This is a genomic window from Arthrobacter sp. 10L424 (assembly GCF_056395325.1).
Genome location: NZ_JBFTJH010000002.1, coordinates 422289 through 446002, shown reverse-complemented (window position 1 = coordinate 446002; position 23714 = coordinate 422289). Strand labels below are relative to the sequence as shown.

The following is a 23714-nucleotide window of genomic DNA, read 5'->3' as shown; positions in this document are numbered from 1 at the left end:
TGTTGGTAACTTACAGCGCTGTAGTTCACACCGGAGTGCTGGATCTGAGGGCCACAACTGGCGATTTTGCACCGAAGGTCTTGAGAATTTCCACAATTGTGGATAACTCCTGTGGGTGGTCCTGTGGTTAAGTGGACAACCCTGCCGGTAACGCGGTGAAATGACAGTTCTAAGCGGGCGTGAACGCTCACTGCAGCGAGGCTCAGCGCTCTACAGCGACACCGAGGACCTGTTCAAATCTGATTTCAACAGGGTTATTCACAGCGTTAATAACGGCGCCCTCGATGTGATCCGCGAAGAATGCCCGCCACGGGGCGCCAGGGCTGCGAAATCAAGGCTCGGATCGTGCACTTATCCCCAGCTGTGGATAAGTTGTGGGTACCGGGGTGTTGCTAAGTGGATAACCCGGCCGCGGCGCCCGGCGGACCGAGAGTGACCCCGCAATTGCGTGCTCCGGCCTCGGATTTCAGCTCCGGGGGCCAGAACAGGGCCAATCAGTTCACTTATCCACAGTCAATCCACACTGTTAATAACTCACACGCATGTAATTCAGCCGGGATGGCCGGGTGGAGCGTGCTTCTGAGGGCCACAGGGCACGGGGATGGTGGCAAGCCCGGTGGGAGCCCCGGGGAGTTATCAACAGTGTGGATAACTCCCCGCGGAGTTGTGCACAGCGGACGCCGTCAGCGGGGCCAGATTCCTGAGGCTCCGCGGCGGTGGCTGTCCAGCAGATGAGTATCGATCATGCCGATCGCTTCCATCAGGGCATACATCGTTGTGGGGCCGACAAACGCGAAACCCCGCTTCCGCAGCGCCTTGGACAGGGCGACCGACTCTGCCGACGTAGTGGGGATCTCCTCGTGGGAGGTCGGCTCAGGAGTGGAATCGGGCTGGAAGGCCCAAACGAAGTCAACCAGTCCGCCGTCGTCCCTCAGCGCAATCGTGGCCTGGGCGTTCGTGATGGCGGCCCTGATTTTGAGCCGGTTGCGGACGATCCCGGCGTCCAGGAGGAGGCGCTCAACATCGGCTTCGGTGAACGCGGCCACGGTCTCGGGATGGAAGTCATGGAAGGCAGCCCGGAACGCTGGCCTTTTCCGGAGAATCGTGGCCCAGGAGAGTCCGGCCTGGAAGGCCTCGAGGCTGATGCGCTCGTACAGGCCCTGCTCGTCGCGTACCGGAAGCCCCCACTCGGTGTCGTAGTACTCGCGCAGCAGCGGATCCACGGCCGCCCACGGTGGCCGGGCCAGGCCGTCGTCGCCGATCACTGAGCCGATTACTGCCGCTGCCATCCGGTTTCCTTCCCTCGCGTTGTCCTCCGTTCCAGCATTATCGGTCCCCGGTCCGACATCCCGTTAACGCGAAAGACCGGTACACAGGGTGTACCGGTCTTTCGAGGGTTGCGGCGGGCCCTAGGAACGCCAGCGGGTGGTCATTAGGAAGCCGATGATGGCGATGCCAAAGCCGGCGATGATGTTCCCGGATCCCCAGGCTGCTACCGGAAGGGTGCCTTCGCTGATGTAGAAAGTGATGATCCACAGGAGGCCAATGATCATCAGGCCGAACATCACCGGCTTGAACCAGACGGGGTTGGGCTTATAGGCCTGGGCGGAGGTCTGCGGCGTTGCGTCGCTGGTCCTCTTACGGCGCTTTGACTCGGGCACGGGTCCTCCTGGGCGGCTGGAACAGGAGCGGGACCGTGGCTTGATATCCTGCAAGAAGGAATACACCGGCGGTCAGCGCGCTCTTGGTCATGTATGAGTTCTTATTCGGAGCCAATTCTAGCTGGAGTTCAGGCCACAGTGGTGTCCGCCGCGAACGTCCGGGAGGAGAAGCCACGTGCTGCAGCTGCAGGAATGATTCCGGGTGTTGATGGTTCAGTTCCTTTTTCCCTGGATGGCACAATTCACCCAGTTCAGCGATTCAACGATTGGTTCAGCAAGGCATCCATGAGCACAACCAAGATCCTCGTCGTCGACAACTACGACAGCTTTGTCTACACCCTGGTGGGTTATCTCCAGGAACTCGGCGCGGAGACCACCGTGGTCCGCAACGACGACGTCACCCTGGCCGAGGCGATCGAGCTCGCGGAAGCGCGCGACGGCGTCCTCATCTCCCCGGGTCCCGGAAACCCCGCCGGGGCAGGAGTCTGCATCGAGCTGATCAAGTGGTGCGGCAGCCATAACAAGCCGATGCTGGGCGTCTGCCTCGGCCACCAGGCGCTGGCGGAGGCCTACGGGGGAACCGTGACGCATGCGCCCGAGCTGATGCATGGCAAGACTTCCCTCGTGGAGCATCACGGCGACAGTGTGTTTACCGGGCTGCCTTCGCCCTTCACGGCGACCCGCTACCATTCCCTCGCCGCCGTCCGGGAGAGCATCCCGGAGGTCCTGGAGATCACCGCGGAGACGGCCACCGGAGTGGTCATGGGGCTCCAGCACCGCACCGCGCCCCTCTGCGGGGTGCAGTTCCACCCGGAGTCCGTGCTCACCGAAGGCGGCTATCAGATGCTCGGCAACTGGCTCGAATCCCTCGGCATGGCCGGTGCGGCGCAGCGGGCCGCGGCGCTAAGCCCGCTCATTAAGCACTAGCGGGAGAACCCGCCCAGGAGCGATCCGCCTTCCTTTGCGCCCTTGCTCGACGTCGGGGTCGGAGTCGGCGTGGGACTCGGCGGCGGCGCGGGGGCCTTCGCGACGGTGACGCCGACCGTCTTGCCCTGTTCGACCAGGGCCTCCGCGGCGTCAGTTTGCCCGGTGACCTTGCCCGGTTCCACCTGGGAGTTTTCGACTTCAGTGACATTCATGCCAAGGCCCAGGGCCTTCAGCGCGGCCTCAGCCTCGGCGACGGGGAGGCCGACGAGCTGAGGGACCGCCACCTTCCCGGTGGACACGATGATTTCCACCGTGCTTCCCGCCGCAACGTTCTGCCCCGGCGCCGGGTTTGTGGTGATCACGATTCCGGCCGGGACCGTGGCACTGTTGGCCATGGTGGTGCCAGGTGCTCCGGCAAGACCCTTCTGGCGCAACACATCCCGGGCGGCAGCCTCCGTCCGCCCGGGAAGGTCCGCGGGGATGGTGATGACGCTGGGCCCCTCGGAGATATTGAGGGTGATGTCCGAATTCGGGTCCAGTGAGGCCCCCGTTGCCGGCACAGTGCCGACGGCGATGCCCTTGGCGATGGTCTCGTGCTGCATCCGGCTGAGTTGGGGTTTGAGCCCCGCGTTGTAGAGCTTCTGGAGGGCTTCACTCTCGGTCAGTGACGTCACCGAGGGCACCAGGACCTTTGCCACGGGAGGCGGAGCCTGGTTCATCATGTTGTAAAGCCACAGGCCGCCGCCTGCCAGCACGAGGACCGTGAGGATCACCAGTGTCGTTATCCATGTCCGACGGCGGGACTTCTGTCCCGGCGTGTGTTCGCGCTCCGGGGGCAGGACCAAAGGCAGGCTGCCGGTATCCGCCGCGTCATAGGCGACACCTTCGGCCGCCAGGGCGTCGTCGTCATCAGCCGATGAATCCAGCGGCGGCCGGAGCCTGCCGGTGGGGGTCTCATCAAGGAACTTGGCGCCGGTGACCGAGAAAGCGGCTGTCGGTGTGCTGTCCGGAGTCGGGATGGTGTTCTGAGGGTCGGTGGCAGCTTCGCTCGCAGCCGGAGGGACCACTCCGACTCCGCTCCGCGCCGCCCGGAGGGCCCGGCGGAATGCAGCGGCGTCCTGGAATCGGTCCGCACGGTTTTTCTGCAAAGCCTTCATCAGCACGCTGTCCAGCGCCTCTGAGACGTCCGGATTCAAGCTGCTGGCAAGTTCGGGGATTTCGCGCACGTGCTGGTAGGCCACGGAAACAGGGCTGTCGCCGATGAACGGCGGCCGGCCGGCCAGCATCTCGTACAGCAAACATCCGGCGGAGTACAGATCGCTCCGGGCGTCCACGGTCTCCCCGCGCGCCTGTTCCGGTGAGAGGTACTGGGCGGTCCCCACCACGGCCTGGGTCTGCGTCATGGTCGCCGCAGAGTCAGCCATGGCGCGGGCAATCCCGAAGTCCATGACTTTCACGCTGTTGGAATCCGGGCAGAACATCACATTGGCCGGCTTGATGTCGCGGTGGACGATCCCGGCCTTGTGGCTGTAATCCAGGGCAGCGAGGACGCCCAGGGTGAAGTCGATCGCCTGGTCGATGCTGACGTCCTTGGCCCTGATCAGGTCCCGGATCGTCTTCCCGGAGACGAACTCCATGACGATGTACGGCACCCGGACCGTGTCCTCGTGGTCACCGGGCACGGCATGGTCGCCGGTGTCATAGATGGCAACGATTGAGGGATGGTTCAGGGCGGCCACCGACTGCGCCTCGCGCTTGAACCTGGCCTGGAACTGGGGGTCCCTGGCCAGGTCCGGACGCAGCAGCTTGACAGCAACGGTGCGTCCCAGGCGGGTGTCGACGCCTCGGAAGACATCGGCCATGCCGCCGCGGCCGATCAGCTCACCCAGCTCATAACGCCCACTGAGGACGCGCTGCGTGTTCACGGGGCCGCGGTCCTCCCGGTGTGATGGGGTGCGGGGTGAATTGGACATGGTGGCCTACGTTCCCGTGGGGCTCGGGGTGGAGGTTGAAGCAGCTGCGGCGGCTTTGGCCAGGTGGTAGGTCACGAGGGAACCGGCAGGCACCTTGCTGCCGGACGCGGGCTCGGAGCTGACGAAGGTGCCGGCCTTTTCTTTCTTATTGGTGGGGTCGACAGGATCGCCCTTGGCCCAGCGGAGACCGGCACCCTCGATGGCCTGCTGGACGGCGGCTTCGCTTGCGCCGGACTGTATTGACGGGACCGTCACTGATTCCGGGCCCTTGGAGTACGACACGGTAATAGTCGTGCCGGGCTGGACCCGGCCGGCCGGGTCGATGTTGGTAACCGTTCCGGGCGCGGAAGCGTCGAAGACTTCTGCTCCGGTGACGCCCAGGCCAAGGCCGATCAGTTCGCTGCGGACATCGTTGTAAGGCCGGCCCAAGTAGCTTTCCGGGACCAGGTTGATGGCCGCCGGGGTGGACTGGGTCGGGGTCGCGGAGCTGCTGGTGGGGCTGGCGCTTGTGGACGTCGGCGAGGCCTTGGTGGTGGTCGGCGCGCTGGTGGTGGCGGCACTGCTCGCCGGTGTCTCCGGGAACAGGATTCCGGCCTGGGTGAGCACGACGCCCACCAGTGAGAACAGCACCAGCAGAATCAGGGCGATCAGGGGCCAGGTCCAGGGGCTGCGGCCGCGGCGTTCCGGCTCATCGACGGGCTCGTCGTAGTCGTCGTCCTCCTCCTGGACCCACGTGCGTTCCGCGGCGAGGGCATCGGCGCGCGAGAGCGTGTTGCGGGCGCCATAAGCACTGGCCGCGGCCGCTCCGGCAGCCAGCCCTGCCGCGGCGCCCGCGCCGGCGGCCCCCACAACAGGCAAAGCCGACGTGGCCGACGTCGTACGGTCTGCCGCGCCGATGACACCAGTCGCGGCCGTGGGCAGGTCCACTGGCGCGGTGATGGGACCGGTTGTCTGCTCGAAGAGCAGCATGCCCGGAACGGCGGCGTGCGCTGCGGCGATGTCGCCGTTGCGGATGGCTTCGGCGGCCTCGGAGAGTTTGAGGGCGTCGGCCGGGCGGTTCTTGGGATCCTTGGCCAGCATGGACATCAGCAGGGCCCGAACCGGCTTGGGCAGAGTCTCCGGCAGAGGCGGCGGCGCGTCGTTGACCTGGGCCAGCGCGATGGCGATCTGGGACTCGCCGGAGAACGGGCGGTGCCCGGTGAGGCACTCATAGCCGATCACGCCGAGGGCGTAGATGTCCGAGGCGCCGGTGGCCAGCTGGCCGGTGGCCTGTTCCGGAGCGAGGTACTGGGCAGTGCCCATCACCTGCCCGGTCTGGGTGAGCGGGACCTGGTCCGCGAGGCGGGCGATGCCGAAGTCCGTGACCTTGACGCGGCCGTCCGGCGTGATCAGCAGGTTGCCCGGCTTGATGTCGCGGTGGACCAGGCCCTGGGCGTGGGCCACCGACAGAGCGCGCGCCGTCTGGGCGATCATGGACAGCGTCCGGTCCGGGGAGAGCACCTGTTCGTGCTCGATGATGCTGCTCAGCGGCTGGCCCGGAACCAACTCCATGACGAGGTAGGCGGAGCCCTCTTCCTCGCCGTAGTCAAAGACGTTGGCGATGCCCACGTGGTTCAGGAGCGCAGTGTGGCGTGCCTCTGCCCGGAACCGCTGGAGGAAACCGGGGTCGCCCGTGTACTCCTCTTTGAGCACCTTGATGGCGACGATGCGGCCAAGGATCAGGTCTTTGGCTTTCCAGACTTCTCCCATGCCGCCGATTGCAATACGGGTGGTCAGCTGAAACCTGCCGCCGAGGGTGATTCCTGATGAAGGCCTCACTTATTCAACACCGCCTCAAAAATCTTCTTCGCATTCGGACTGGTTAGCTTTGCGCCGGTGGTGATGTCTACGCCTTCAATGACGATGGTGACAGCCACTTGCGGGTCATTCGCCGGGGCAAACCCGGTAAACCATGAGTTGTTCAGGCCGTTGCCGAGTTCCGCGGTACCGGTCTTGCCGGCCACCTTGACGCCGGGCACCGCCGCCTTGCTGGCGATGCCGTCGTCGACAACGCTGACCATCCACTCGTTGATCTGCCGGGCAATGTCAGGCGTGGTGGAGGTCCGCAGGGCCCGGGGTTTGGGCTCGCTGATCGGCCGCAGGTCCGGGGAACGCACAGCCTTGATCAGGTTCGGCTGCATCTGCACACCGTTGTTGGCGATCGCAGCGGTCATCTGGTTGATCTGCAGCGGGGTGGCCCGGACGTCCCGCTGGCCAATCGACGACTGGGCGAGGCTGGCGTCATCCAGTTTTTCGGTCGGGAAGAAACTCGCCGCGGAGTCCAGCTTCAGGTCCTTACCCCAGTCCTCCCCGAAGCCGAACTTCTCGGCCTCGTCCGCTATTGCCTGCTGTCCCAGGTCCAGGGCGATGCTGGCAAACGGGGTATTGCAGGATTGCTGCAGGGCGAAGGCAAAAGTCGCGGTGTCGCGGGTGTAGCAGTTGCCGCCGGCGTAGTTGGGCAGCGTGTACTGGATTCCCGGGAAGGTCATCTCCGCCGGGTTGGGCAGGATGCTGTCCTTGTTGTACTTTCCGGATTTCAGCGCCGCGGATGTGTCGATGAGCTTGAAGACTGACCCCGGGGCCAGCAGTTCCCCGGTGGGTCCGCTGACGTTCTGGTTCAGGTTGATCCCGGGAATCTTGTTCAGCTCCGCGAAGTTGGCGGCCTCAGCCACCGGGTCCTGGGTGGCGATCAGGTTGGGATCGTAGGAAGGCTTGGACACCATGGCGATGATCGCGCCGGTCTTCGGGTTAGTCACCACGATTGATCCGCGCTGGCCGTCCGGGATGAGGTCGAAGGCGAGCTGCTGGATTTTGGGGTCGAGGGTGAGTTCCACCGAGGCGCCCTTGGGCTGGTTGCCCAGGAAGAGCTGGCCCACACGGTCCAGGAACTGCTGGTCCGAGCTGCCCGCAAGCTCCTTGTTCATTGTGCTCTCCAGCCCGGTCACGCCGAAGCTCCTGGAGAAGTAGCCGGTGATCCCGGCGTAAGGCTCGGGCTGCGTGTAGGTGCGCTGGAATTTGCAGCTCTCCGAGGCTGGCACGGACTCGGCCACGGGGGTGCCGCCAACGATGATAGCGCCGCGGTCGTTGCAGTAGTTCTGCAGGAGCGTGCGCTTGTTCCAGGCGTTGGCCTCGAGGGCGTCGGCGCCGATCACTTGGACGTAGCTGAGGGCGCCGAAGATCAGCACAAACATGGCGATTGAGGCTATCCAGGCATTGCGGATGGCTTGGTTCACAGCTTCACCGCCTCGGTGGGAGCGTCCGGACTGTTCCGTCCGCCGCCGGGAAGGGCGGCCGGCTTCGAAGGCATGGCAGGAGTGGCTTTCTGTGCGTCGGGTTCTTCGCCGGGGGCCAGCGGGGTGGTATCCACCGGGCCGCGCGCCGAGTGCGAGATCATCAGCAGCAGACCGACGATGATCCAGTTGGCCAGCAGCGATGAACCGCCCGCGGCCAGGAACGGGGTGGTGAGGCCGGTGAGTGGAATAAGCCGGGTGACGCCGCCGATCACGACGAAGCACTGCAGGGCTATGGCGAAGGAGAGCCCGGTGGCCAGGAGCTTCCCGAACGCGTCCCGGGTGCCGAGTGCCGCGCGGAAGCCCCGGGTGAAGAGCAACAGGTACATCAGGACGATCGCGAACAGACCAATCAGGCCCAGTTCCTCACCAAAGGAGGCAATGATCATGTCGCTGTTGGCGAAGGGCACCAGATTGGGGCGTCCCTGGCCGAGGCCGGTGCCCACCAGTCCGCCGTTTGCCATGCCGAACAGTCCTTCGACGATCTGCAGGCTGCCGCCGAACTCCCGTCCGTAGACCTCGTCGGTGAATGCGTTGATCCAGCCGTCAATCCGGAGCGCCACGTGGGAGAAGACGCGGGAGGCGACGAATCCGCCGACAGCGATGAGGCCGACGCCGATGATCACCCAGCTGATGCGGCTCGTGGCGACGTAGATCATCACCAGGAAAAGGCCGAAGAACAGGATCGAGGAACCCAGGTCGCGCTGGAAGATCAGGACGCCGATGCTCACCAGCCAGGCGGCGAGCATCGGGCCCATGTCCTTGAACCGCGGGAATTGGATGGGTCCGACTTTCCGGCCGGCCAGCAGGATGAGATCCCGGTTGGAGGAAAGATACCCGGCAAAGAATATAGCGAGCGTGATCTTGGCTATTTCACCGGGCTGGAAGGTCATGGATCCGAACTTGATCCAGACCCGCGCCCCCAGGATTTCACCGGCCGAAATTCCGGGTACCAGCGGCAGGATCAGCAGGACCGCACTGACGGCAAGGGAAATATAGGTGAAACGACGGAGAACGCGGTGGTCCTTGAGGAACCATATGACGGCGATCGAGACAGCCATCGCCACCAGGGTCCAACGCAGCTGGTTGTTGCCCGTGTCTTCCCCGACCCGGTCCAACCGGTGGATCATCGCCAGCCCGAGGCCGTTGAGGGCCACCACCAGTGGAAGTATTACCGGGTCGGCATATTTTGCGCGCAGGCGCAGCACCATGTGGAACGCCAGGGCGGCCGCGGCCAGCAGGCTCGACTGGAACCAGAAATCGGTATCGAAGGCCTTCTGCTTGTCGACGCCCACCAGGGCGTTGGCGCCGATGCCGACGGCGAGGGCCAGCACCAGCAGGAGCAGCTCGATATTGCGCCGCGGCTTGGGAGTGGGGTCGATGGGGGTCACTGGCCCACCCCGCAGAACGGAGCAGAGGCTGAAGGTGTGGAAGTGCCGGCTGCCCCGGGGCTCGCCGTGGCACCCGGGCTCGCTGTCGCGGCGGGCGTGGCGGGGGTCGGGGAGGGAGTGATGCACTCGTCCGCCGGGGCGGTGGTGCCGGTGCGCTCGAGGTTCTTGACGATCCGCTGGGCGTCATAGAGGTCGCGGGCCGGGACGGTCTGGCGCACCCGCTGCTGGGAGAATTCGGGGAGATCTGACATCCGGATTTCGGTCTCCGCTTCGAGGGTTGAAAGCTGGATGGGTCCCAGGCGCTGGGAGACCCCGTTGAAGATGGCCACGTGCTGGTTGTGCTCCCCGATGTAGTACCGCGTCTGGGTCCACGCATAGCCGAGCCACAGACCCACCGTCAGTAGTGCCACGATGGCGGCGGCAATGGAGACCGTCACCCAGCGGCGGGGCCGGCCGGCCGGGCTGTACTCCTCAGCCTCTTCCTTCGCCTGCTCCGACTTGTGGGTCAGGACGGTGGCTGCCCGGCGCGCCATGGTCCGTCCCGCGATGGTGGGGATGGAACCGGACTCCGCGGCAGACGCAGCGGCGCCCACGAGTTCGTGGGGGCGGCCGGACAGTTCCTCGCGGAGCACTTCGGCGGACAGGTGCTCACCCAGGTGCGGATCAGTGGAAGTCGCCGGTTCGCCCTTGCCGGCGGCACCGCCATTCGGATTTTCTCCCGCCGGGCCGGCCTCGGTTGGAGCGTCCGGTGCTGTGCGCGGGACAGTGGCTGTTGCTTCGCCGCCTTCGGAGGTCTTGAGCGGTGCTTCAACAGTCTTCGCTGCCCCAAAGGTGCTTCCGGTCCGCCGCGGGGCGTCCCCGGACACCGTCGCGGTCACGGTGGAGGCCGGCGTGGCGGGGACAATTTCGACGGCGGCGGTGCGGACGTCGTCGATCGTCTGTTCGGCGATTTCCAGCATCACAACGGTGACGTTGTCCGGGGCGCCGGCCTCGAGGGTGAGATCAACCAGCAGTTCGACGCATTCGCGCAGGTTCCTGGTCTCCCGGACGGTGCGCTCCACGACGTGGCCGGCCACGTAGTTCAGGCCGTCGGAACAGAGCAGCCAGCGCTCACCCGCTTCGACGTCGAGGGTATCCAGGTCCAGTTCCGGGCTTGCGTCGACGTCGCCGAGGACGCGCATCAGGACGTTCTTGTGCGGATGTGTTTCCGCCTCTTCGGGCCGGAGCCGGCCTTCGTCGATGAGGCGCTGGACGAACGTGTGGTCCACGCTTACCTGTTCGAATTCGCCGTTCCGCAGGCGGTACGCGCGGGAGTCGCCAATGTGGGCGAAGTGCAGCTTGCCTTCGGCCAGGAGGAGGGCCGTGACGGTGGTGCCCATGCCCGCCAGCTTGGGATTGATGTGCACGAGCTCGGAGAGCAGCGAATTGGCGGTCTGGATCTCGTCGGCCAGGACGGTGCCGGCGTCGCCGTCGTAGTCGTCGTTGTCGAGATGGATCATGTCGAGCACCGTGGCGGCCGAGGCGACATCGCCGCCGGCGTGTCCGCCCATGCCGTCGGCAACGACGGCGAGGTGGCGGCCGACATACGCGGAGTCGTCGTTTTTCGCACGCACACGGCCGACGTCGGAACGCGCGGCGTAACGCATGATGAGCGGCCGCGACGGGGCAGTTGGTTTGCCTTCGGCCCTGTCCGCGGGAAGATCCGGGGCAGCCATGGCTACGGCCTCAATTCGATGACCGTCTTGCCGATTCTCACGGGGACACCGAGCTCAACGGGCAGTGCCCTGGTGAGCTGCTGATCGGCCAGGTAGGTGCCGTTGGTGGAGCCAAGATCCTCGATGAACCAGCGGCTGCCCTGCGGGAACAGGCGGGCGTGGCGTCCCGAGGCGTAGTCATCCTCCAACACGAGGGTGGCTTCCTGGGCGCGGCCGAGCAGGATGGGGCTGGCTGCCAGCGGGATCGTGGTGCCCTTGAGGGGACCTTCGGTCACCACCAGCTGGCGCGGCTGCTGCCTAACGGGGGCGGCCGGTTCGGCCAGCGCGGGGTTCTTGCGGACCTGCCGCGCCGTGGGGGCGCCCGCTGCTGCCTTGCGGCCGACCATGAGGTCGCGTCGCATAGCGGCAACAATGCTGAAGATCAGGACCCACAGGAGCAGGAGGAAACCGAAGCGCAGGGCGGTGATTGTCAGTTCGCTCACTGGCGGCCGCCTGGGCTGGCGGGCAAAAGGCGGTAGATAATCTTGGTCCGTCCCATTGTGATCGTGGAGCCGTCGGTGAGTTCCGAGGACCCCACGATCTTGTGGCCGTTGACGTAGCTGCCGTTCGTGGAACCCAGGTCGACGGCCTGCGCAGTGCCCGGCCCCGTCCGGATTTCCAGATGGCGGCGGGAAACGCCGGTGTCGTCAATGAGGATGTCTGCGTCGGAGGAGCGGCCGAGGACGATCGAGGGCGCGTTCAGCGAATAGCGCTGGCCGTCGATGTCCAACACCGGCTGCATCCGTGAGGGCTGGCGCGTCGGCGCGGCAGGCATCCCGCCGTGTGCCGGCTGGGCCGGTGCGGACGGGGAGGAGGACTTTTCGGTTCGCGACTTGATCTCGAAATCTCCGGCGCGGCGTTCCTCATCGCGGCGGAAGCTGATCCGGACGGGACCCTGGAGAGTGTAGCCCTGGCTGCGCACGTGGTTGATGACGACGTCGCACAGTTCCTCGGCCAGCGGGGTGCCCCATTCCTGGGCCCGCTGGAAATCGTCCTCGCTGAGGAGGACGTCGAAGACGTTGGGTGCCAAGGTGCGTCCCGCGGCGATAGTGATGGCCTTGTTGTCCACCTCGCGGCGGAGGTGGCTCGCGATCTCGACAGGCTCAACCTGGGCACGAGAACCGGTGGAGAAGACTCCGCGGACGGCCTTTTCGATGCCGCGCTCGACTTTGTCCAGCAATCCCATGGTCCTTCTCCTTTCGTGACGGCTGCAGGGCAGCATTCGTTCCGGAACTCGGTTTCCCACATCTGCGGGAGCCCGCTGGTAACGGGCACTCCTACATCAGATACTACTGGGCGAGTCTGGGAATGGCCTTAATGAGCGTCGCCACTCCGTGCCGGAAAATTACGTCGGACCGGCCCTGACATGCGCTGACGGCGCTGCGCTCCGCCGGTCCGGGCAGGCCTTCATCCGGTCTGGGCGGGGTCCGCCCGCCCACCCTTTACTGCCCCTCCGGGGGCCGATTGGTGTTTTCCCGCGGTTGTCCGTTATGCTTGATCTCGCTGCTTTTACGAGGTTGACGGTCCGGATTCCGGGCCAATAATTGAGTGGAAGAAGTTGCGCGCGAGTGGCGGAACGGCAGACGCGCTGGCTTCAGGTGCCAGTGTCCGAAAGGGCGTGGGGGTTCAAATCCCCCCTCGCGCACGCATTAGAACCCCGGTCTTCGGACCGGGGTTCTTTCATTTAACACCGGGCCGCCGAGCTGGCCGGGCATGGCCGCCGGCTTACCCGCGCAGGGCCCCGAATCCGGTAATGAGCGCCTCCAGACCGAGTTCAAAGGCAACGTCGGCCTGGTTTTCGTACCCCTGGTCGCCCAGGCGCGCCACGGCGGCCGTGAAGTTCGGCGTCGATTCCGCCATGCTTCCGGAGTCGAAGATGTCCGCCGGAGCGGTGACGTCGTAGGCCGAGCCGAAGATGAAGGACTCCAGGGCCACGATCGCCGAAATGATGCGCTCCTGGGGGAAGCCGGCCCGGCTGAATCCGGCGCTGACAGCCTCGTACATGGCCAGCGTCTTCGGCGCATCGGTCACCGGCAGCACGGCGATGACCGGGATCAGCGGCGTGTGCTTGGAAAAAACGTCGCGGTAGCTCCAGGCCCAGCTGCGCACCGCCTGGTCCCACGGTTCGGCGTCGAACGCGGACACATCCACGAAGGACGTCAGGTGGTCCTGGACCAGGACCAGGACGTCCCGCTTGGACGAGACATGGTTGTACAGGGCCGACGGCGCCACGTTCAGCGTCCGCGCCAGGGCCGCCATGGTGAACCCGTCATAACCGCTCTTTCCGATGAGCTGCAGCGTCGCCGAAGTAATGCCGTCCTGGTCGAGAACGGCGGCGGGCGGCCGGCCCACCCTGCGGCGCGGCTTCGCGTCGTGCCGGTGCGGATCTGCAGGGGCGCTGGTTGATGCCGGCATTGCTCTGCCCTTTCTGGCGTCGCTGGGGTGGTCCCATTCTGCCCCTACTTTACGGGCACTTTTACGGCGAAATTTTCTTGCGCAGGGGGTCTTCCCTGATGCATCCGAAGAGTTGTATAGTCAATTCTAAATGAACGGCATTCATTTAGTGGTCCGCATCACTTTCGCGGACGCAGAGAGGACATCATGCTGGAACTTGACCGCGACGTCGTCATCGTCGGAGCAGGCCCCTCCGGGCTGACCGCTGCCCGCGAACTGAAGAAGGCCGGCCTGAGCGTCGCCGTCCTGGAGGCCCGCGACCGCGTCGGCGGCCGCACCTGGACCGACACGATCGACGGCGCCATGCTGGAAATCGGCGGCCAGTGGGTCTCCCCGGACCAGACCGAGCTGCTGGCGCTCCTCGACGAACTCGGCCTGAAGACCTACTCCCGCTACCGCGACGGCGAATCCGTCTATGTCGGCGCCGACGGCAAGCGCACCCTGTACACGGGCGACTCCTTCCCGGTCGGCGAAACCACCGCAGCGGAAATGGACAAGCTCACCGCCCTGCTGGATTCCCTCGCCGCCGAGATCGGCCCCGCGGAGCCGTGGGCGCACCCCAAGGCCCGCGAACTGGACACCATTTCCTTCCACCACTGGCTGCGCGAGAACTCCCCGGACGAGGAGGCCTGCAACAACATCGGCCTCTTCATCGCCGGCGGGATGCTGACCAAGCCCGCCCACGCCTTTTCCGCCCTGCAGGCAGTGCTGATGGCAGCCTCCGCCGGATCGTTCTCACACCTCACCGACGAGGACTTCATCCTCGACAAGCGGGTCATCGGCGGCATGCAGCAGGTCTCCCTGCTGATCGCCGAAGAACTGGGAGACGACGTCGTGCTGGACAGCCCGGTGCGCACCATCAACTGGCGCGCGGCCGCGCCAGGGGACAACGCGGGGGGCCACACCGTGACCGCCGTGTCGGAACGCGCCACGGTGAACGCACGCTTCGTGATCATGGCCGTGCCGCCGAACCTCTACTCCCGGGTCTCCTTCAACCCGCCGCTGCCGCGCCGCCAGCACCAGATGCACCAGCACCAGTCACTCGGCCTGGTCATCAAGGTCCACGCCGTCTACAGCAGCCCGTTCTGGCGCGAGGACGGCCTCTCCGGAACCTGCTTCGGTGCCGGCGCCCTCGTCCAGGAGGTTTACGACAACACCAACCACGAGGACGAGCGCGGGACGCTGGTCGGCTTCGTGTCGGATGAAAAGGCCGATGCCATGTTCGAACTCAGCGCCGAGGACCGCCGCCGGGCCATCCTCGAATCGATTGCCGGGTTCCTGGGGGACAAGGCCCTCGAACCGGAGGTCTACTACGAATCCGACTGGGGGTCGGAGGAATGGACCCGTGGCGCCTATGCCGCCAGCTACGATCTCGGCGGCCTGCACCGCTACGGCAAGGACCAGCACGCGCCGGTCGGCCCCATCTACTGGTCCTGCTCCGACCTCGCTGCCGAGGGCTACCAGCACGTTGACGGCGCGGTCCGGATGGGTCGCCACACAGCGGCCCGGATCGTCGCAGCGGCCGACCGTACTTCCGTGGCGTCCAACTAGCCCGGCGCTTCCAGACAATCCACCTAAAGTTCAGAAAGGACCGGCCAGATGCGTTACGTAGTGGGGTATTCAGCCAATGCCAGAGGCCATGATGCCGTCAATCTGGCCGTGGCCCTGGCGCGCGGCCGCGGTGCCAGCCTGGACCTCGTATTGGTGGTCCCTGAAGTGCAGCAGTTCGGCGCGGCGCACGCACCCAAAGCCGGTTTCGAGACCGTCCTGAACGAGCAGGCACGTGAATGGCTCGACGAGGCCCTCAAACTCGTTCCGGCCGACGTCCCCGCGAAGGCGCATATCCGCAGCGGCGACTCCGACTCGCACGCGCTGATCGAGGCGGCCGAGGAACTAGGGGCGGACGTCCTGGTCATCGGGGCAACCAGCAACGGGCTGTTCAAGCGGTTCACCATCGGTTCGGTGGCCAGCGCGCTGCTCCACGCGTCCACCGTGCCTGTGGCACTGGCTCCCCACGGCTACCACCGCACGGAGGCCCTGACCCGGATCAGCTGCGGCTTGGGAACCAGGGCAGGGGCCGAGAAGCTGCTCGATTTCGCGATCGGCATGGCGGCGAACCGGAAGGTCCCGTTGCGGGTGGTGTCCCTGCTCGCGCTCGACGGCGGCAACGTAACCGATGCGGCCGAGGCCGCCCGCGAGTATGCGGAGAAGGCCCTCGCCGCAGCCGCGCCGGTCGACCCGTCCGGCGTCCAGTTGGCGGCAAAGACGGACGTCGCCGTCGCACATGGCCGGAGCATCGAAGAGTCCGTGGACGACCTCGACTGGGAAGACGGCGAAGTCCTGGTGATCGGCTCCAGCCGCCTCGCCCAGGCCCGCTCCATCTTCCTGGGCAGCACCGCGAACCGGATCCTGCGCGCCCTCCCGGTGCCGATGCTCGTGGTTCCCAGCGGCTACGAACTCAAGCACCAGAACCACCCAACGTCGAATGACACGTCCGGAGAGGCACACCAATGAGCACTGAACACGTGACGGCCAAAGCCTCGCACGACACCCACGCAGGACTGAGCGCCAAGGGCCTCAAAGCCGGATCGGTAGGCCTGATCGGCGCCGTCGTCATCGGTGTGTCCTGTATTGCTCCCGCCTATACGCTGACCGCGGCCCTGGGCCCCACCGTCGCCGAAGTCGGCGTCCAGCTGCCGGCCATCTTCCTGGTGGGCTTCATTCCGATGCTGCTGGTTGCCTTCGGCTACCGGGAACTGAACAACGCCATGCCCGACGCCGGAACCTCCTTCACCTGGGCATCACGCGCCTTCGGCCCCTGGATCGGCTGGATGGGCGGCTGGGGACTGATCGCAGCGACGATCATTGTGCTCTCCAACCTGGCGGCAGTGGCCGTGGACTTCTTCTACCTCATGCTGGCCCAGCTGTTCGGCAACCCCGAACTGGCGGACCTGACGCTGAACCTGCCGCTGAACATCGCCACCACGCTGGTGTTCATCGCGTTGGCCTGCTGGATCTCCTACCGCGGCATGGAAACCACGAAGGGTGTGCAGTATGTGCTGGTCGCGTTCCAGCTTCTGGTGCTCGGCTGGTTCGCTGTCGCCGCATTCAGCCACGTCGCCAACGGCACGGCCTTCGATGCCACGGCGATCACGCCCGAGTGGTTCAACCCGTTCGCCGTCCAGTCCTTCTCGGCCTTTGCCGCGGGCGTCTCCCTCTCGATCTTCATCTACTGGGGCTGGGACGTCACCCTGACCATGAACGAGGAAACCCGCAACCCGGAGAAGACCCCGGGCCGTGCGGCTACCGTCACCGTGCTGGTCATCGTGGTCATCTACATGACCGTCGCACTGGCCACGCTGGCGTACGCCGGCATCGGCCAGGAAGGCCTGGGGGCCGGAAACCCGGAAAACCAGGGCAGCATCTTTGCCGTCCTCGCCGGGCCGGTCATGGGCCCCTTCGCCATCCTGATGTCCTTGTCCATCCTGAGCAGCTCGGCCGCGTCCCTGCAGTCGACCTTCGTCTCACCGGCCCGGACGCTGCTGTCGATGGGGCACTACAAGGCGCTGCCGGCCCAGTTCGGCAAGATCAGCCCTACGTTCAAGTCCCCGAGCTACGCCACCATCGCCGCTGCCATCGCCGCCGCCGCGTTCTACGTCATCACCCGGACCACCTCCGAGAACGCTTTGTGGGACACCATCACCGCTCTCGGCATGATGATCTGCTTCTACTACGGCGTCACCGCCCTGGCCTGCGTCTGGTTCTTCCGGGCCGAGGCCTTCAGCGGGGCGCGGGCGTTCTTCTTCAAGTTCCTCTCCCCGCTCCTGGGCGGCGTCATCCTGCTGGTGATGTTCTTCAAGACCGCCTATGACTCCATGGACCCGGCCTACGGGTCCGGATCCTCCGTCGGCGGGATTGGCCTCGTGTTCGTCCTGGGCATGGGAGTGATCTTGCTCGGCGTGGTGCTCATGCTGGTCATGTACAAGATCCGCCCGGAGTTCTTCAAGGGCAAGGTTCTGGCAAGGGGTTAGTCGGCTCCCGCCGCCCTGCACCGGAAGGTCCTCCTACCGCCGCCATTGGAAAGTAAGCAAACTTACCAATAGGCTGACGGGAGGGGGACCTTCCCCCGTTCGGAACCAGAACGAGGTGGCAGCATGTCGAACGCAGAGAACATCAGCAAAGTCACGGACATCATCAACGATTCAAGGATCGGGATGTTCACCACCGTCAACGAAGAAGGCGCGCTGGTCAGCCGGCCGCTGGCCGTCCAAAAGGTGCTGGACGACGGCGATATGTGGTTCTTCACCTCCGCCACCACCTCGCAGGTGGCCCATGTCCAAGCAAACCCGCGCGTCAACGTGTCCTTCGGGAAGCGGACGGAGTGGGTGTCGGTGGCTGGGACGGCTCAGGTCGTCGCCGACCGCCAGAAGATCCATGAGCTGTGGAACCAGACGGTGGAGGCCTGGTTCCCGGACGGCCCCGACACCCCCGAGGTGGTGCTGCTGCACGTCGATTCGGATTCCGCCGAATACTGGACCAGCCCGGGAGGAACCGCCGCGACCGTGCTGCAGTGGGTCAAGTCCAAGGTCACGAACAGCCGGATGAGCGTCGGCGAAAGTGGCACGGTCGAGCTCTAAGTGCCGCACCCCGGCGGGTCCCTATCCGCCGGGCACTTATCCGCCCGACCCGGGGGCATCCCTGCGTCGGCCTAGTCGATGATCTTCAGCCCGGTCGTCCAGTTGAAATCCGCGTACGCGGGGTTGGCCTGCAGGGCCATCACAAGGAGCTGGAATCCCTCCAGCTCCCGCGCATGCCTCAACCCGCCCACCCGCAGCGGCCGGAGACCGGCGGCTGCAGCGAACGACGCGACCGTGTTGGCTGCGTCCTCGGAGTCCGAGGCGATGAAGACATCCAATGGCATCCCGCCCGTGACGCCGGCTGTCAGCGGGGCGGCGAATGTGGTGTTGAAGGCCTTGACCACTGCTGCGCCCGGAAGCAGCGCGGCGATTTCCTCGGCGGCCGAGGAACCCGGTTCGACGATGAGGGAATCGAAGGTCTCCGGGTCAGTCGGGTTGCTGATCTCCACGACGGTCTTGCCGCTGAGGGTGTCGCCGTAGTGCGTCGCGACTTCCTTGGCCGGTCCGAAGTACAGGGCCAGCACCACGATGTCCCCTTCCGGGATATCGCCGAGTCCTCCGGAGGCGGTGTCAGCGCCCAGCCCGGCCGCGAGTTCGGCAGCGTGTTCCGGGGACCGGCTGAGGATCTGGAGCGAGCGTCCGGCTGCCACGGCCCGGGTTCCGATCGCCCGGGCCATGTTGCCGCTGCCGATGATGGTGATGTCTGTCATGGGGCTTCCTTCCGGGGCTGACTGTGAAATACAGGGGCGTGGAGCTCAGCGCTTGGGGTGCGCGGTGTCAGCCGAGTGCCGGACCCGCAGTGGGAAGTCCGGCGGGCCGGGTCGGGGTGTCGTGCCGGACGCCCGCAGCCCGTTCGGCGTCGGCGAGGGCCTGTTCCAGCCGGTCGACGGCCGGGGCATAGGCGGCGTCCGAGCCGCCGCGGAGCTGCTCCGCGGCCTTCATTGCCCGGATCAAGGCGGCGGTCTCCGGCTGGCGCGCGTCACTCATGGCCGGGTAGTCGATGCTGTGCGCGGGGTCCAGTTCGTAGCGCTGCCATCGGGCCAGGACGCTGCGGTGCCGGGCCGCGGCAGCCTCGTTGCTGGCGGCGATGTCCCGAGAAGCGCGCCGGGCCTCCTGCCGGCTGAAGACCCGTGGCGACCAGAAGTAGGAAGCGGCAGCGGCAGCGGCGGCAAGAACCCCCAGCAGCAGGCCGGCCCACGGTGCTGCCAGGGCGGGAAGGACCACGGCCGGCGCCACGATGGCGAGTCCGGCAAAACCATCCCAGAACACCGAGTCCGGCAGGCCGTCGTTACCATCGGCCGAATGCTTCCGGATGAGATACACCGAAGCTCCGGAAGCGCACACAACGATGACAGCCAGGGCAAACAATTGCCACAGCGGGAATGGGGCGGGCTCGAACAAGAACGGCATTCCAACACCTCCAGGGATCCGCCCCGGGCGGGCGCGGTTCCGCTGATTCCATTGGAATCCATTGGAGGCGGGCCGTCAATGGCCCCGGAACTGTGCGAAGCCCCGTGCGGTGGGTTCGGTTCACAGCCGGGTCCGTCGCGGCGTAGCCTAGGGCCCATGCGACTGAAAATGTGCAGTATCCACGTCAAGGACCCCGCCGCCGCCTTCGAGTTCTACACCGGAATCCTGGGCTTCGAGAGCCTTCTGGCTATGCCGGAGCACAACCTGTTCATCGTGAAAGACCCGGCCGGGTCCGGCAGCGGATCAGCCGGGCTCCTGCTGGAACCCAGCGACAACCCGATCGGGGCCGCCTATATGAACGGCTGCCACGACGCCGGGATGCCCGCGATTGTCCTGGGCGTACCCGACGTCCGGGCCGAGTTCAAGCGGCTTACGGCTAAGGGCGTGATTTTCCAGGGCGAGCCCTCCGACGGTCCCGGCGGCACCACTGCGGTGTTCGACGACGGGTGCGGGAACTTCGTCCAACTCCACCAGGACTAGCCGGCCAAGGATCGCGCCGGCCGGGAGCCGGGCCGTGCCCCGGGCAGGGCGGCAGCGGCTACTCGGCCGCGGCGCGTGCCTTCTTGGCGTCCTTCTTCGCAGCCTCGTCCTTGACCCGCTGGGCCTCGGCGCGGACGGCGGCGTGGGTGGAACGCTCGGCGACCAGCCAGGCCGGGGGAGCCTGCAGCAGCGCGGTGATTTCCGCCGTCGTGAGCGCTTCCTCAACGCCGCCGCGGGCCAGGCCGCTGATGGAGACGTTGAGCTTCTGGGCGACTACCGGGCGGGGGTGCGGGCCGTTGCGCCGCAGTTCCGCCAGCCACTCCGGCGGGTTGGCCTGGAGCTCGGCGAAATCGGCGCGCGTGATGACCGAATCCTGGAACTCCTGGGGTGTTGCGGGCAGGTAGATGCCAAGCTTCTTGGCAACGGTGGCCGGCTTCATGGACTGGGAGTTTGCAGAGGTCATGCTTCAAGGGTATCCGGCCAGAGGCTGGCTGGGCACCGGCACTGAGCCCTGACACCCGCCGTGCACCGGGCCGGGCGGTACTGTGAACATGTGTCCGCAGCAGAAGAAGCACCCCAGACCCCCGACGAAACCGCCGCAGAACCGGCCGAAGCAGCCGTGCGGGAGCTGCGTTTTGCTTACGTCGCCGGCGTCACCCCGGGCAAATGGGTCCGGCGCTGGGAAGAGCGGATGCTGGATGTTCCGCTGCGCTCCTTTATGTCCGACGACGGCGCGCAGCTCACGGTCCTGCGCGACGGGTCCGCGGACCTGAGCTTCGTCCGGCTCCCGGTGGAGCGCGAGGGCCTGAGCGTCATCCCGCTGTACGAAGAACAGCCCGTGGTGGTGGCGCCCAAGGGACACGAGATCTCCGTGTTCGAAGAGGTAGCCCTGGCAGACCTGTCCAAGGAGACGTTCCTGGACGTGGCTGAACTCGGCGGACCGGAGATGGCCCTGCAGGTGGTGGCCACGGGCGCCGGTCTGGTGATCCTGCCGATGTCCGTCGCAAGGCACTTCAACGTCAAGGACACCGTGGCGCGGAAGCTCACCGGCGCACCCACGACCCAGATCGCCCTGGCGTGGCCCAGTGACAGCACGGATGAGGTGATCGAGGAGTTCATCGGGATCGTCCGCGGGCGCACCGCCGCGAGCTCCCGGCAGCCCTCCTCCCAGCAGGAAAAGCCCAAGAAGGAACCGAAGCCGGACCGTCGCGGTCCCGCCGTCAAGAAACCCAAGGTGGCGCAGCGCTACGCGCCGAACCCGGACAAGGGCCGCGGCAAGGGCTCCCGGAAGAAGGGCAAGCGTTAAGCGACCCCCGGATCGCTGGCGCTACTTGGCGCAGGCGTCCTGGAGGGCCTTGACGGAGTCGCCCGGAACCTGGTCGCCGGAGTCGGCGATCTGGCGCAGCGGCGTGGTGATCTCGGCGGGAACACCTGCGGTCTCCGCACCGGCGACGAGGCCGCCCAGCAGTTCCTTGTCCTTGACGCTGACCAGCCCGTCCTCGACGAGCGTGCAGGCCTGCTTCTTCACTTCACTGCCGGCCGCCGTGGCAACCTGGGATGCGCCGTCGCTGACTGCCTTGTTCGCGGCATCCTGCACCTGGCCGCAGCCCGTCAGGGCAATCAGAAGGGTGGCAGCGGCAAGGGCGGCGAGGCGAAGTTTCATTCGACCAGCGTAACAAGCGCGCAACTCGTGCCGGGTTCAAGGGATGCCCGTGGGCAGAGGAACCGCCGGCTGGTGCCGGCGGTTCCTCTGCTGACAGCTCCCTGGCTGATCAGTCAGCGGCGTGGGTTGCGCCCAACAGGTCACGGACCCGCGCTGCGATACGGACGAAGTCCGGGTTCTCCATGGTTTCTCCGTAGTCGCGGTCGTTGCCGAACGGGACGTCGATCGTCTCGAGGATGCGGCCCGGGCGGGGGCTCATGACGACCACCCGGTTGGCAAGGAACACGGCTTCCGCCACGGAGTGGGTCACCAAGATCACGGTGGTCCCGGTTTCGCGCCAGATCCGGTGAAGTTCGATGTTCATCCGTTCCCGCGTCAGCGCATCAAGGGCACCGAACGGTTCATCCATGAGCAGCACGTCGGGCTCGTGGAGCAGGGCCCGGCACAGTGAGACGCGTTGTTGCATGCCGCCGGACAATTCATGTGGCATCGAATTTTCGAATCCGGCCAGGCCGGTCATCTCGATGAGTTCATCCGCCCGCCGGGCCGCCTTCGCCCGGTCCATTCCCCGCATCTCTGCCTGGAGCAGAATGTTTCCGCGCACATTGCGCCATTCCAGGAGTGCGGCACGCTGGAACACGTAGCCGATATCCCGCCGCGGCCCCTTCACTTGCTGGCCGCGGAGTTCCACCGTGCCGCCGCTGGCCCGGGTCAGGCCTGCGACGACTTTCAGCAGTGTTGATTTGCCGCAGCCGGAAGGCCCTGCGATCGACAGGAATTCGCCGGGCGCGACTGACAGGTTGATTCCTTCAAGGGCAGTCACTGTTCCGCGCTTTGAGGAAAAGGTGACATTCATGTTCTCGATCCCGACTACGGGCGATGTGCCCGTGGCGAGGATGTCCGGAACGGTCGCGGTCATATCGTCCCCCTACTTCGGCTGGTACTGCGCGTCGTAATACTTGGCGGCGTCGCCGGCGCTACCGAGCAGTCCCGCGCCATTGAGCGTGCTGATGGTCGCGGCCCAGTCGGCCGGATCATTCACCCCCGGCTTCTTGCCTGAGGTCGCCGGTGTGTGGAGCAGCTTGATGGTTTCCGTCCACTGCGCCAGGACGACGGAGGCCGGCGGAATCTGAGGATCCTTGCCTTCCATCGATTTCGCGGCTGCCTCAGGGTTCTTCACTGCAGCTTCAAAGGATTCCGAGACGGCCGCCATCATTTCGGTGGCCAGGTCCTTGTTCTTCGACAGGTAGGAGTCGGACGAGATCAGTCCGTTTGAGTAGAAGTTCACGCCTGCGTCGGCGTACTTGAGGTACGTCATCTCTTTGCCGCTCTTGTTTGCGATTGTGGGGCCCTGATCGTGGGCGAAGCCGATCAGTCCGTCCACTTTGCCCGAAAGCACGGAGGCAACCTTGCCGGCAGCATCCAGGTTCTGCTGTTTCACGTCGTCCGGGGCCAGGCCTGCCGCCTTGAGGAAGATTGGAAAGGTGACCGTCGGAGCGTCACCGGCTGAGACGGCGATTGTCTTGCCTTTGAGGTCCGCAGGCGTCTTGATTCCTGAGTCGCTAAAGACCTGAACGGCCGAAGGGGTGGTCTGCAGGTAGACGCCCAGACTCTTGACCTTGACGCCCTTATCCACGTTCGCCAGCACGGCGGGTGTATCGGCCCACCCGAAGTCCACCTGACCCTGCCCGGTCGCCTGAACTGTTTTGGTGGAACCCTGTCCGGCCTTGATGGTCAGGTCGATGCCGTGCTTCTTGAAGATGCCTTGTTCCACGCCGTAGTAGAAGGCGGCATGTTCGCCGTACGGGTACCAGTTGAGCATCAGCGTCACCGGCTTGCTCTCTCCGGCGGCAACGGATCCTGCTCCTGCCGCACCGGGGGAGGCGCCCGCTCCGCCCCCACAGGCTGAGAGCGCTACGGCTGCGGCTGCGATGCCGGCAGTCAGAATTGATCTGCGAACGACGTTCATGTTGGT

The 23714-nt window shown here is 65.8% G+C and carries 23 protein-coding genes and 1 tRNA gene; 8 read left to right on the top strand and 16 right to left on the bottom strand.

Translation table 11 applies throughout. The features are described 5' to 3' along the window. Positions 1-683 precede the first annotated feature (683 nt). Both AC1DC5_RS05255 and AC1DC5_RS05250 read right to left on the bottom strand, forming a co-directional pair. Positions 684-1289 carry a DNA-3-methyladenine glycosylase I gene (locus AC1DC5_RS05255; protein ID WP_441404758.1) on the bottom strand — a complete coding sequence of 202 codons (606 nt, stop codon included), beginning with the start codon at positions 1287-1289 and terminating at the stop codon, positions 684-686. Between the two features lie 120 nt (positions 1290-1409). Further along, positions 1410-1661, bottom strand: coding sequence for a cell division protein CrgA (locus AC1DC5_RS05250; protein ID WP_441404759.1), 252 nt, complete (start codon positions 1659-1661; stop codon positions 1410-1412). A 285-nt stretch (positions 1662-1946) separates the two neighbouring features. Here AC1DC5_RS05250 and AC1DC5_RS05245 point away from each other — a divergent pair, with 285 nt between their 5' ends. Further along, on the top strand, positions 1947-2588 hold the full coding sequence (locus tag AC1DC5_RS05245) for an aminodeoxychorismate/anthranilate synthase component II (RefSeq protein ID WP_441404760.1): 642 nt from the start codon (positions 1947-1949) through the stop codon (positions 2586-2588). On the opposite strand, the gene pknB is transcribed toward AC1DC5_RS05245, so the two are convergent. The 7 genes from pknB to AC1DC5_RS05210 are packed head-to-tail and all read right to left on the bottom strand — an operon-like array spanning position 2585 to position 12221. Continuing rightward, the gene (gene pknB, locus AC1DC5_RS05240; RefSeq protein ID WP_476864447.1) at positions 2585-4561 is read right to left on the bottom strand and encodes a Stk1 family PASTA domain-containing Ser/Thr kinase; all 1977 of its coding nucleotides are present in this window, start codon (positions 4559-4561) and stop codon (positions 2585-2587) included. The genes AC1DC5_RS05245 and pknB overlap by 4 nt on opposite strands. A 6-nt stretch (positions 4562-4567) precedes the next feature. Further along, complete coding sequence (locus tag AC1DC5_RS05235; protein ID WP_476864446.1) at positions 4568-6379, bottom strand: protein kinase domain-containing protein; 1812 nt, start codon at positions 6377-6379, stop codon at positions 4568-4570. Beyond that, the gene (locus tag AC1DC5_RS05230) at positions 6376-7833 is read right to left on the bottom strand and encodes a peptidoglycan D,D-transpeptidase FtsI family protein (RefSeq protein WP_476864445.1); all 1458 of its coding nucleotides are present in this window, start codon (positions 7831-7833) and stop codon (positions 6376-6378) included. The genes AC1DC5_RS05235 and AC1DC5_RS05230 overlap by 4 nt, the downstream gene beginning before the upstream one ends. Continuing rightward, entirely contained in the window at positions 7830-9281 is a 1452-nt protein-coding gene (locus AC1DC5_RS05225) for an FtsW/RodA/SpoVE family cell cycle protein (protein ID WP_476864444.1), read from the bottom strand. Before AC1DC5_RS05225 ends, AC1DC5_RS05230 begins: the two co-directional genes overlap by 4 nt. Beyond that, positions 9278-10996 (bottom strand): PP2C family protein-serine/threonine phosphatase, encoded by a 1719-nt coding sequence (locus AC1DC5_RS05220; RefSeq protein WP_476864443.1) that lies wholly within the window; start codon positions 10994-10996, stop codon positions 9278-9280. The genes AC1DC5_RS05225 and AC1DC5_RS05220 overlap by 4 nt, the downstream gene beginning before the upstream one ends. A gap of 2 nt (positions 10997-10998) precedes the next feature. Next, complete coding sequence (locus AC1DC5_RS05215; protein WP_441404766.1) at positions 10999-11478, bottom strand: FHA domain-containing protein FhaB/FipA; 480 nt, start codon at positions 11476-11478, stop codon at positions 10999-11001. Further along, positions 11475-12221 (bottom strand): FhaA domain-containing protein, encoded by a 747-nt coding sequence (locus AC1DC5_RS05210; RefSeq protein WP_441404767.1) that lies wholly within the window; start codon positions 12219-12221, stop codon positions 11475-11477. The genes AC1DC5_RS05215 and AC1DC5_RS05210 overlap by 4 nt, the downstream gene beginning before the upstream one ends. Before the next feature lie 376 nt (positions 12222-12597). Between AC1DC5_RS05210 and AC1DC5_RS05205 the strand changes: the two genes are divergently transcribed. Continuing rightward, positions 12598-12680: transfer RNA gene (locus tag AC1DC5_RS05205), tRNA-Leu, on the top strand. Between the two features lie 80 nt (positions 12681-12760). Here AC1DC5_RS05205 and AC1DC5_RS05200 read toward each other — a convergent pair. Then, entirely contained in the window at positions 12761-13450 is a 690-nt protein-coding gene (locus tag AC1DC5_RS05200) for a TetR/AcrR family transcriptional regulator (RefSeq protein ID WP_441404768.1), read from the bottom strand. Positions 13451-13636: 186 nt separating this feature from the next. Here AC1DC5_RS05200 and AC1DC5_RS05195 point away from each other — a divergent pair, with 186 nt between their 5' ends. From AC1DC5_RS05195 to AC1DC5_RS05180, 4 genes are all read left to right on the top strand, one after another. Next, a complete protein-coding gene (locus tag AC1DC5_RS05195; protein WP_441404769.1) occupies positions 13637-15040 on the top strand; it encodes a flavin monoamine oxidase family protein in 1404 nt (467 codons plus the stop codon). Positions 15041-15088: 48 nt separating this feature from the next. Then, positions 15089-16003, top strand: coding sequence for a universal stress protein (locus AC1DC5_RS05190; RefSeq protein WP_476864442.1), 915 nt, complete (start codon positions 15089-15091; stop codon positions 16001-16003). Continuing rightward, entirely contained in the window at positions 16000-17520 is a 1521-nt protein-coding gene (locus tag AC1DC5_RS05185; RefSeq protein WP_441404771.1) for an APC family permease, read from the top strand. Before AC1DC5_RS05190 ends, AC1DC5_RS05185 begins: the two co-directional genes overlap by 4 nt. Positions 17521-17643: 123 nt before the next feature. After that, positions 17644-18126, top strand: a complete 483-nt coding sequence (locus tag AC1DC5_RS05180) for a pyridoxamine 5'-phosphate oxidase family protein (RefSeq protein ID WP_441404772.1) — start codon at positions 17644-17646, stop codon at positions 18124-18126. Positions 18127-18197: 71 nt separating this feature from the next. Here AC1DC5_RS05180 and AC1DC5_RS05175 read toward each other — a convergent pair whose 3' ends face one another. Both AC1DC5_RS05175 and AC1DC5_RS05170 read right to left on the bottom strand, forming a co-directional pair. Next, a complete protein-coding gene (locus AC1DC5_RS05175) occupies positions 18198-18836 on the bottom strand; it encodes an NADPH-dependent F420 reductase (RefSeq protein WP_441404773.1) in 639 nt (212 codons plus the stop codon). 67 nt (positions 18837-18903) lie between these two features. Continuing rightward, on the bottom strand, positions 18904-19536 hold the full coding sequence (locus tag AC1DC5_RS05170) for a hypothetical protein (protein ID WP_441404774.1): 633 nt from the start codon (positions 19534-19536) through the stop codon (positions 18904-18906). 156 nt (positions 19537-19692) lie between these two features. On the opposite strand from AC1DC5_RS05170, the gene AC1DC5_RS05165 reads away from it, so the two are divergent. Next, positions 19693-20076, top strand: coding sequence for a VOC family protein (locus tag AC1DC5_RS05165; protein ID WP_441404775.1), 384 nt, complete (start codon positions 19693-19695; stop codon positions 20074-20076). 58 nt (positions 20077-20134) lie between these two features. On the opposite strand, the gene AC1DC5_RS05160 is transcribed toward AC1DC5_RS05165, so the two are convergent. Beyond that, positions 20135-20539: a DUF5997 family protein gene (locus AC1DC5_RS05160; protein ID WP_441404776.1), complete on the bottom strand. Its 405-nt coding sequence runs from the start codon at positions 20537-20539 to the stop codon at positions 20135-20137. A 90-nt stretch (positions 20540-20629) separates the two neighbouring features. Between AC1DC5_RS05160 and AC1DC5_RS05155 the strand changes: the two genes are divergently transcribed. Further along, positions 20630-21382, top strand: coding sequence for a LysR substrate-binding domain-containing protein (locus tag AC1DC5_RS05155; RefSeq protein WP_476864441.1), 753 nt, complete (start codon positions 20630-20632; stop codon positions 21380-21382). 21 nt (positions 21383-21403) lie between these two features. Here the strand turns inward: AC1DC5_RS05155 and AC1DC5_RS05150 are convergent, their stop codons facing one another. From AC1DC5_RS05150 to AC1DC5_RS05140, 3 genes are all read right to left on the bottom strand, one after another. After that, positions 21404-21739 (bottom strand): hypothetical protein, encoded by a 336-nt coding sequence (locus AC1DC5_RS05150; protein WP_441404778.1) that lies wholly within the window; start codon positions 21737-21739, stop codon positions 21404-21406. Positions 21740-21848: 109 nt separating this feature from the next. Then, complete coding sequence (locus tag AC1DC5_RS05145) at positions 21849-22658, bottom strand: ABC transporter ATP-binding protein (protein WP_441404779.1); 810 nt, start codon at positions 22656-22658, stop codon at positions 21849-21851. Positions 22659-22667: 9 nt separating this feature from the next. Then, the gene (locus AC1DC5_RS05140) at positions 22668-23708 is read right to left on the bottom strand and encodes an ABC transporter substrate-binding protein (RefSeq protein ID WP_476864440.1); all 1041 of its coding nucleotides are present in this window, start codon (positions 23706-23708) and stop codon (positions 22668-22670) included. Between the last annotated feature and the right edge of the window lie 6 nt (positions 23709-23714).

Bases quoted from the DNA above. Each gene is read 5' to 3' on its own strand.
- AC1DC5_RS05160 (WP_441404776.1), bottom strand. From the start codon at position 20,539: ATGACCTCTGCAAACTCCCAGTCCATGAAGCCGGCCACCGTTGCCAAG.
- AC1DC5_RS05170 (WP_441404774.1), bottom strand. From the start codon at position 19,536: ATGCCGTTCTTGTTCGAGCCCGCCCCATTCCCGCTGTGGCAATTGTTT.
- AC1DC5_RS05180 (WP_441404772.1), top strand. From the start codon at position 17,644: ATGTCGAACGCAGAGAACATCAGCAAAGTCACGGACATCATCAACGAT.
- AC1DC5_RS05185 (WP_441404771.1), top strand. From the start codon at position 16,000: ATGAGCACTGAACACGTGACGGCCAAAGCCTCGCACGACACCCACGCA.
- AC1DC5_RS05175 (WP_441404773.1), bottom strand. From the start codon at position 18,836: ATGACAGACATCACCATCATCGGCAGCGGCAACATGGCCCGGGCGATC.
- AC1DC5_RS05200 (WP_441404768.1), bottom strand. From the start codon at position 13,450: ATGCCGGCATCAACCAGCGCCCCTGCAGATCCGCACCGGCACGACGCG.
- pknB (WP_476864447.1), bottom strand. From the start codon at position 4,561: ATGTCCAATTCACCCCGCACCCCATCACACCGGGAGGACCGCGGCCCC.
- AC1DC5_RS05255 (WP_441404758.1), bottom strand. From the start codon at position 1,289: ATGGCAGCGGCAGTAATCGGCTCAGTGATCGGCGACGACGGCCTGGCC.
- AC1DC5_RS05195 (WP_441404769.1), top strand. From the start codon at position 13,637: ATGCTGGAACTTGACCGCGACGTCGTCATCGTCGGAGCAGGCCCCTCC.
- AC1DC5_RS05220 (WP_476864443.1), bottom strand. From the start codon at position 10,996: ATGGCTGCCCCGGATCTTCCCGCGGACAGGGCCGAAGGCAAACCAACT.
- AC1DC5_RS05140 (WP_476864440.1), bottom strand. From the start codon at position 23,708: ATGAACGTCGTTCGCAGATCAATTCTGACTGCCGGCATCGCAGCCGCA.
- AC1DC5_RS05165 (WP_441404775.1), top strand. From the start codon at position 19,693: ATGCGACTGAAAATGTGCAGTATCCACGTCAAGGACCCCGCCGCCGCC.
- AC1DC5_RS05245 (WP_441404760.1), top strand. From the start codon at position 1,947: ATGAGCACAACCAAGATCCTCGTCGTCGACAACTACGACAGCTTTGTC.
- AC1DC5_RS05150 (WP_441404778.1), bottom strand. From the start codon at position 21,739: ATGAAACTTCGCCTCGCCGCCCTTGCCGCTGCCACCCTTCTGATTGCC.
- AC1DC5_RS05210 (WP_441404767.1), bottom strand. From the start codon at position 12,221: ATGGGATTGCTGGACAAAGTCGAGCGCGGCATCGAAAAGGCCGTCCGC.
- AC1DC5_RS05145 (WP_441404779.1), bottom strand. From the start codon at position 22,658: ATGACCGCGACCGTTCCGGACATCCTCGCCACGGGCACATCGCCCGTA.
- AC1DC5_RS05190 (WP_476864442.1), top strand. From the start codon at position 15,089: ATGCGTTACGTAGTGGGGTATTCAGCCAATGCCAGAGGCCATGATGCC.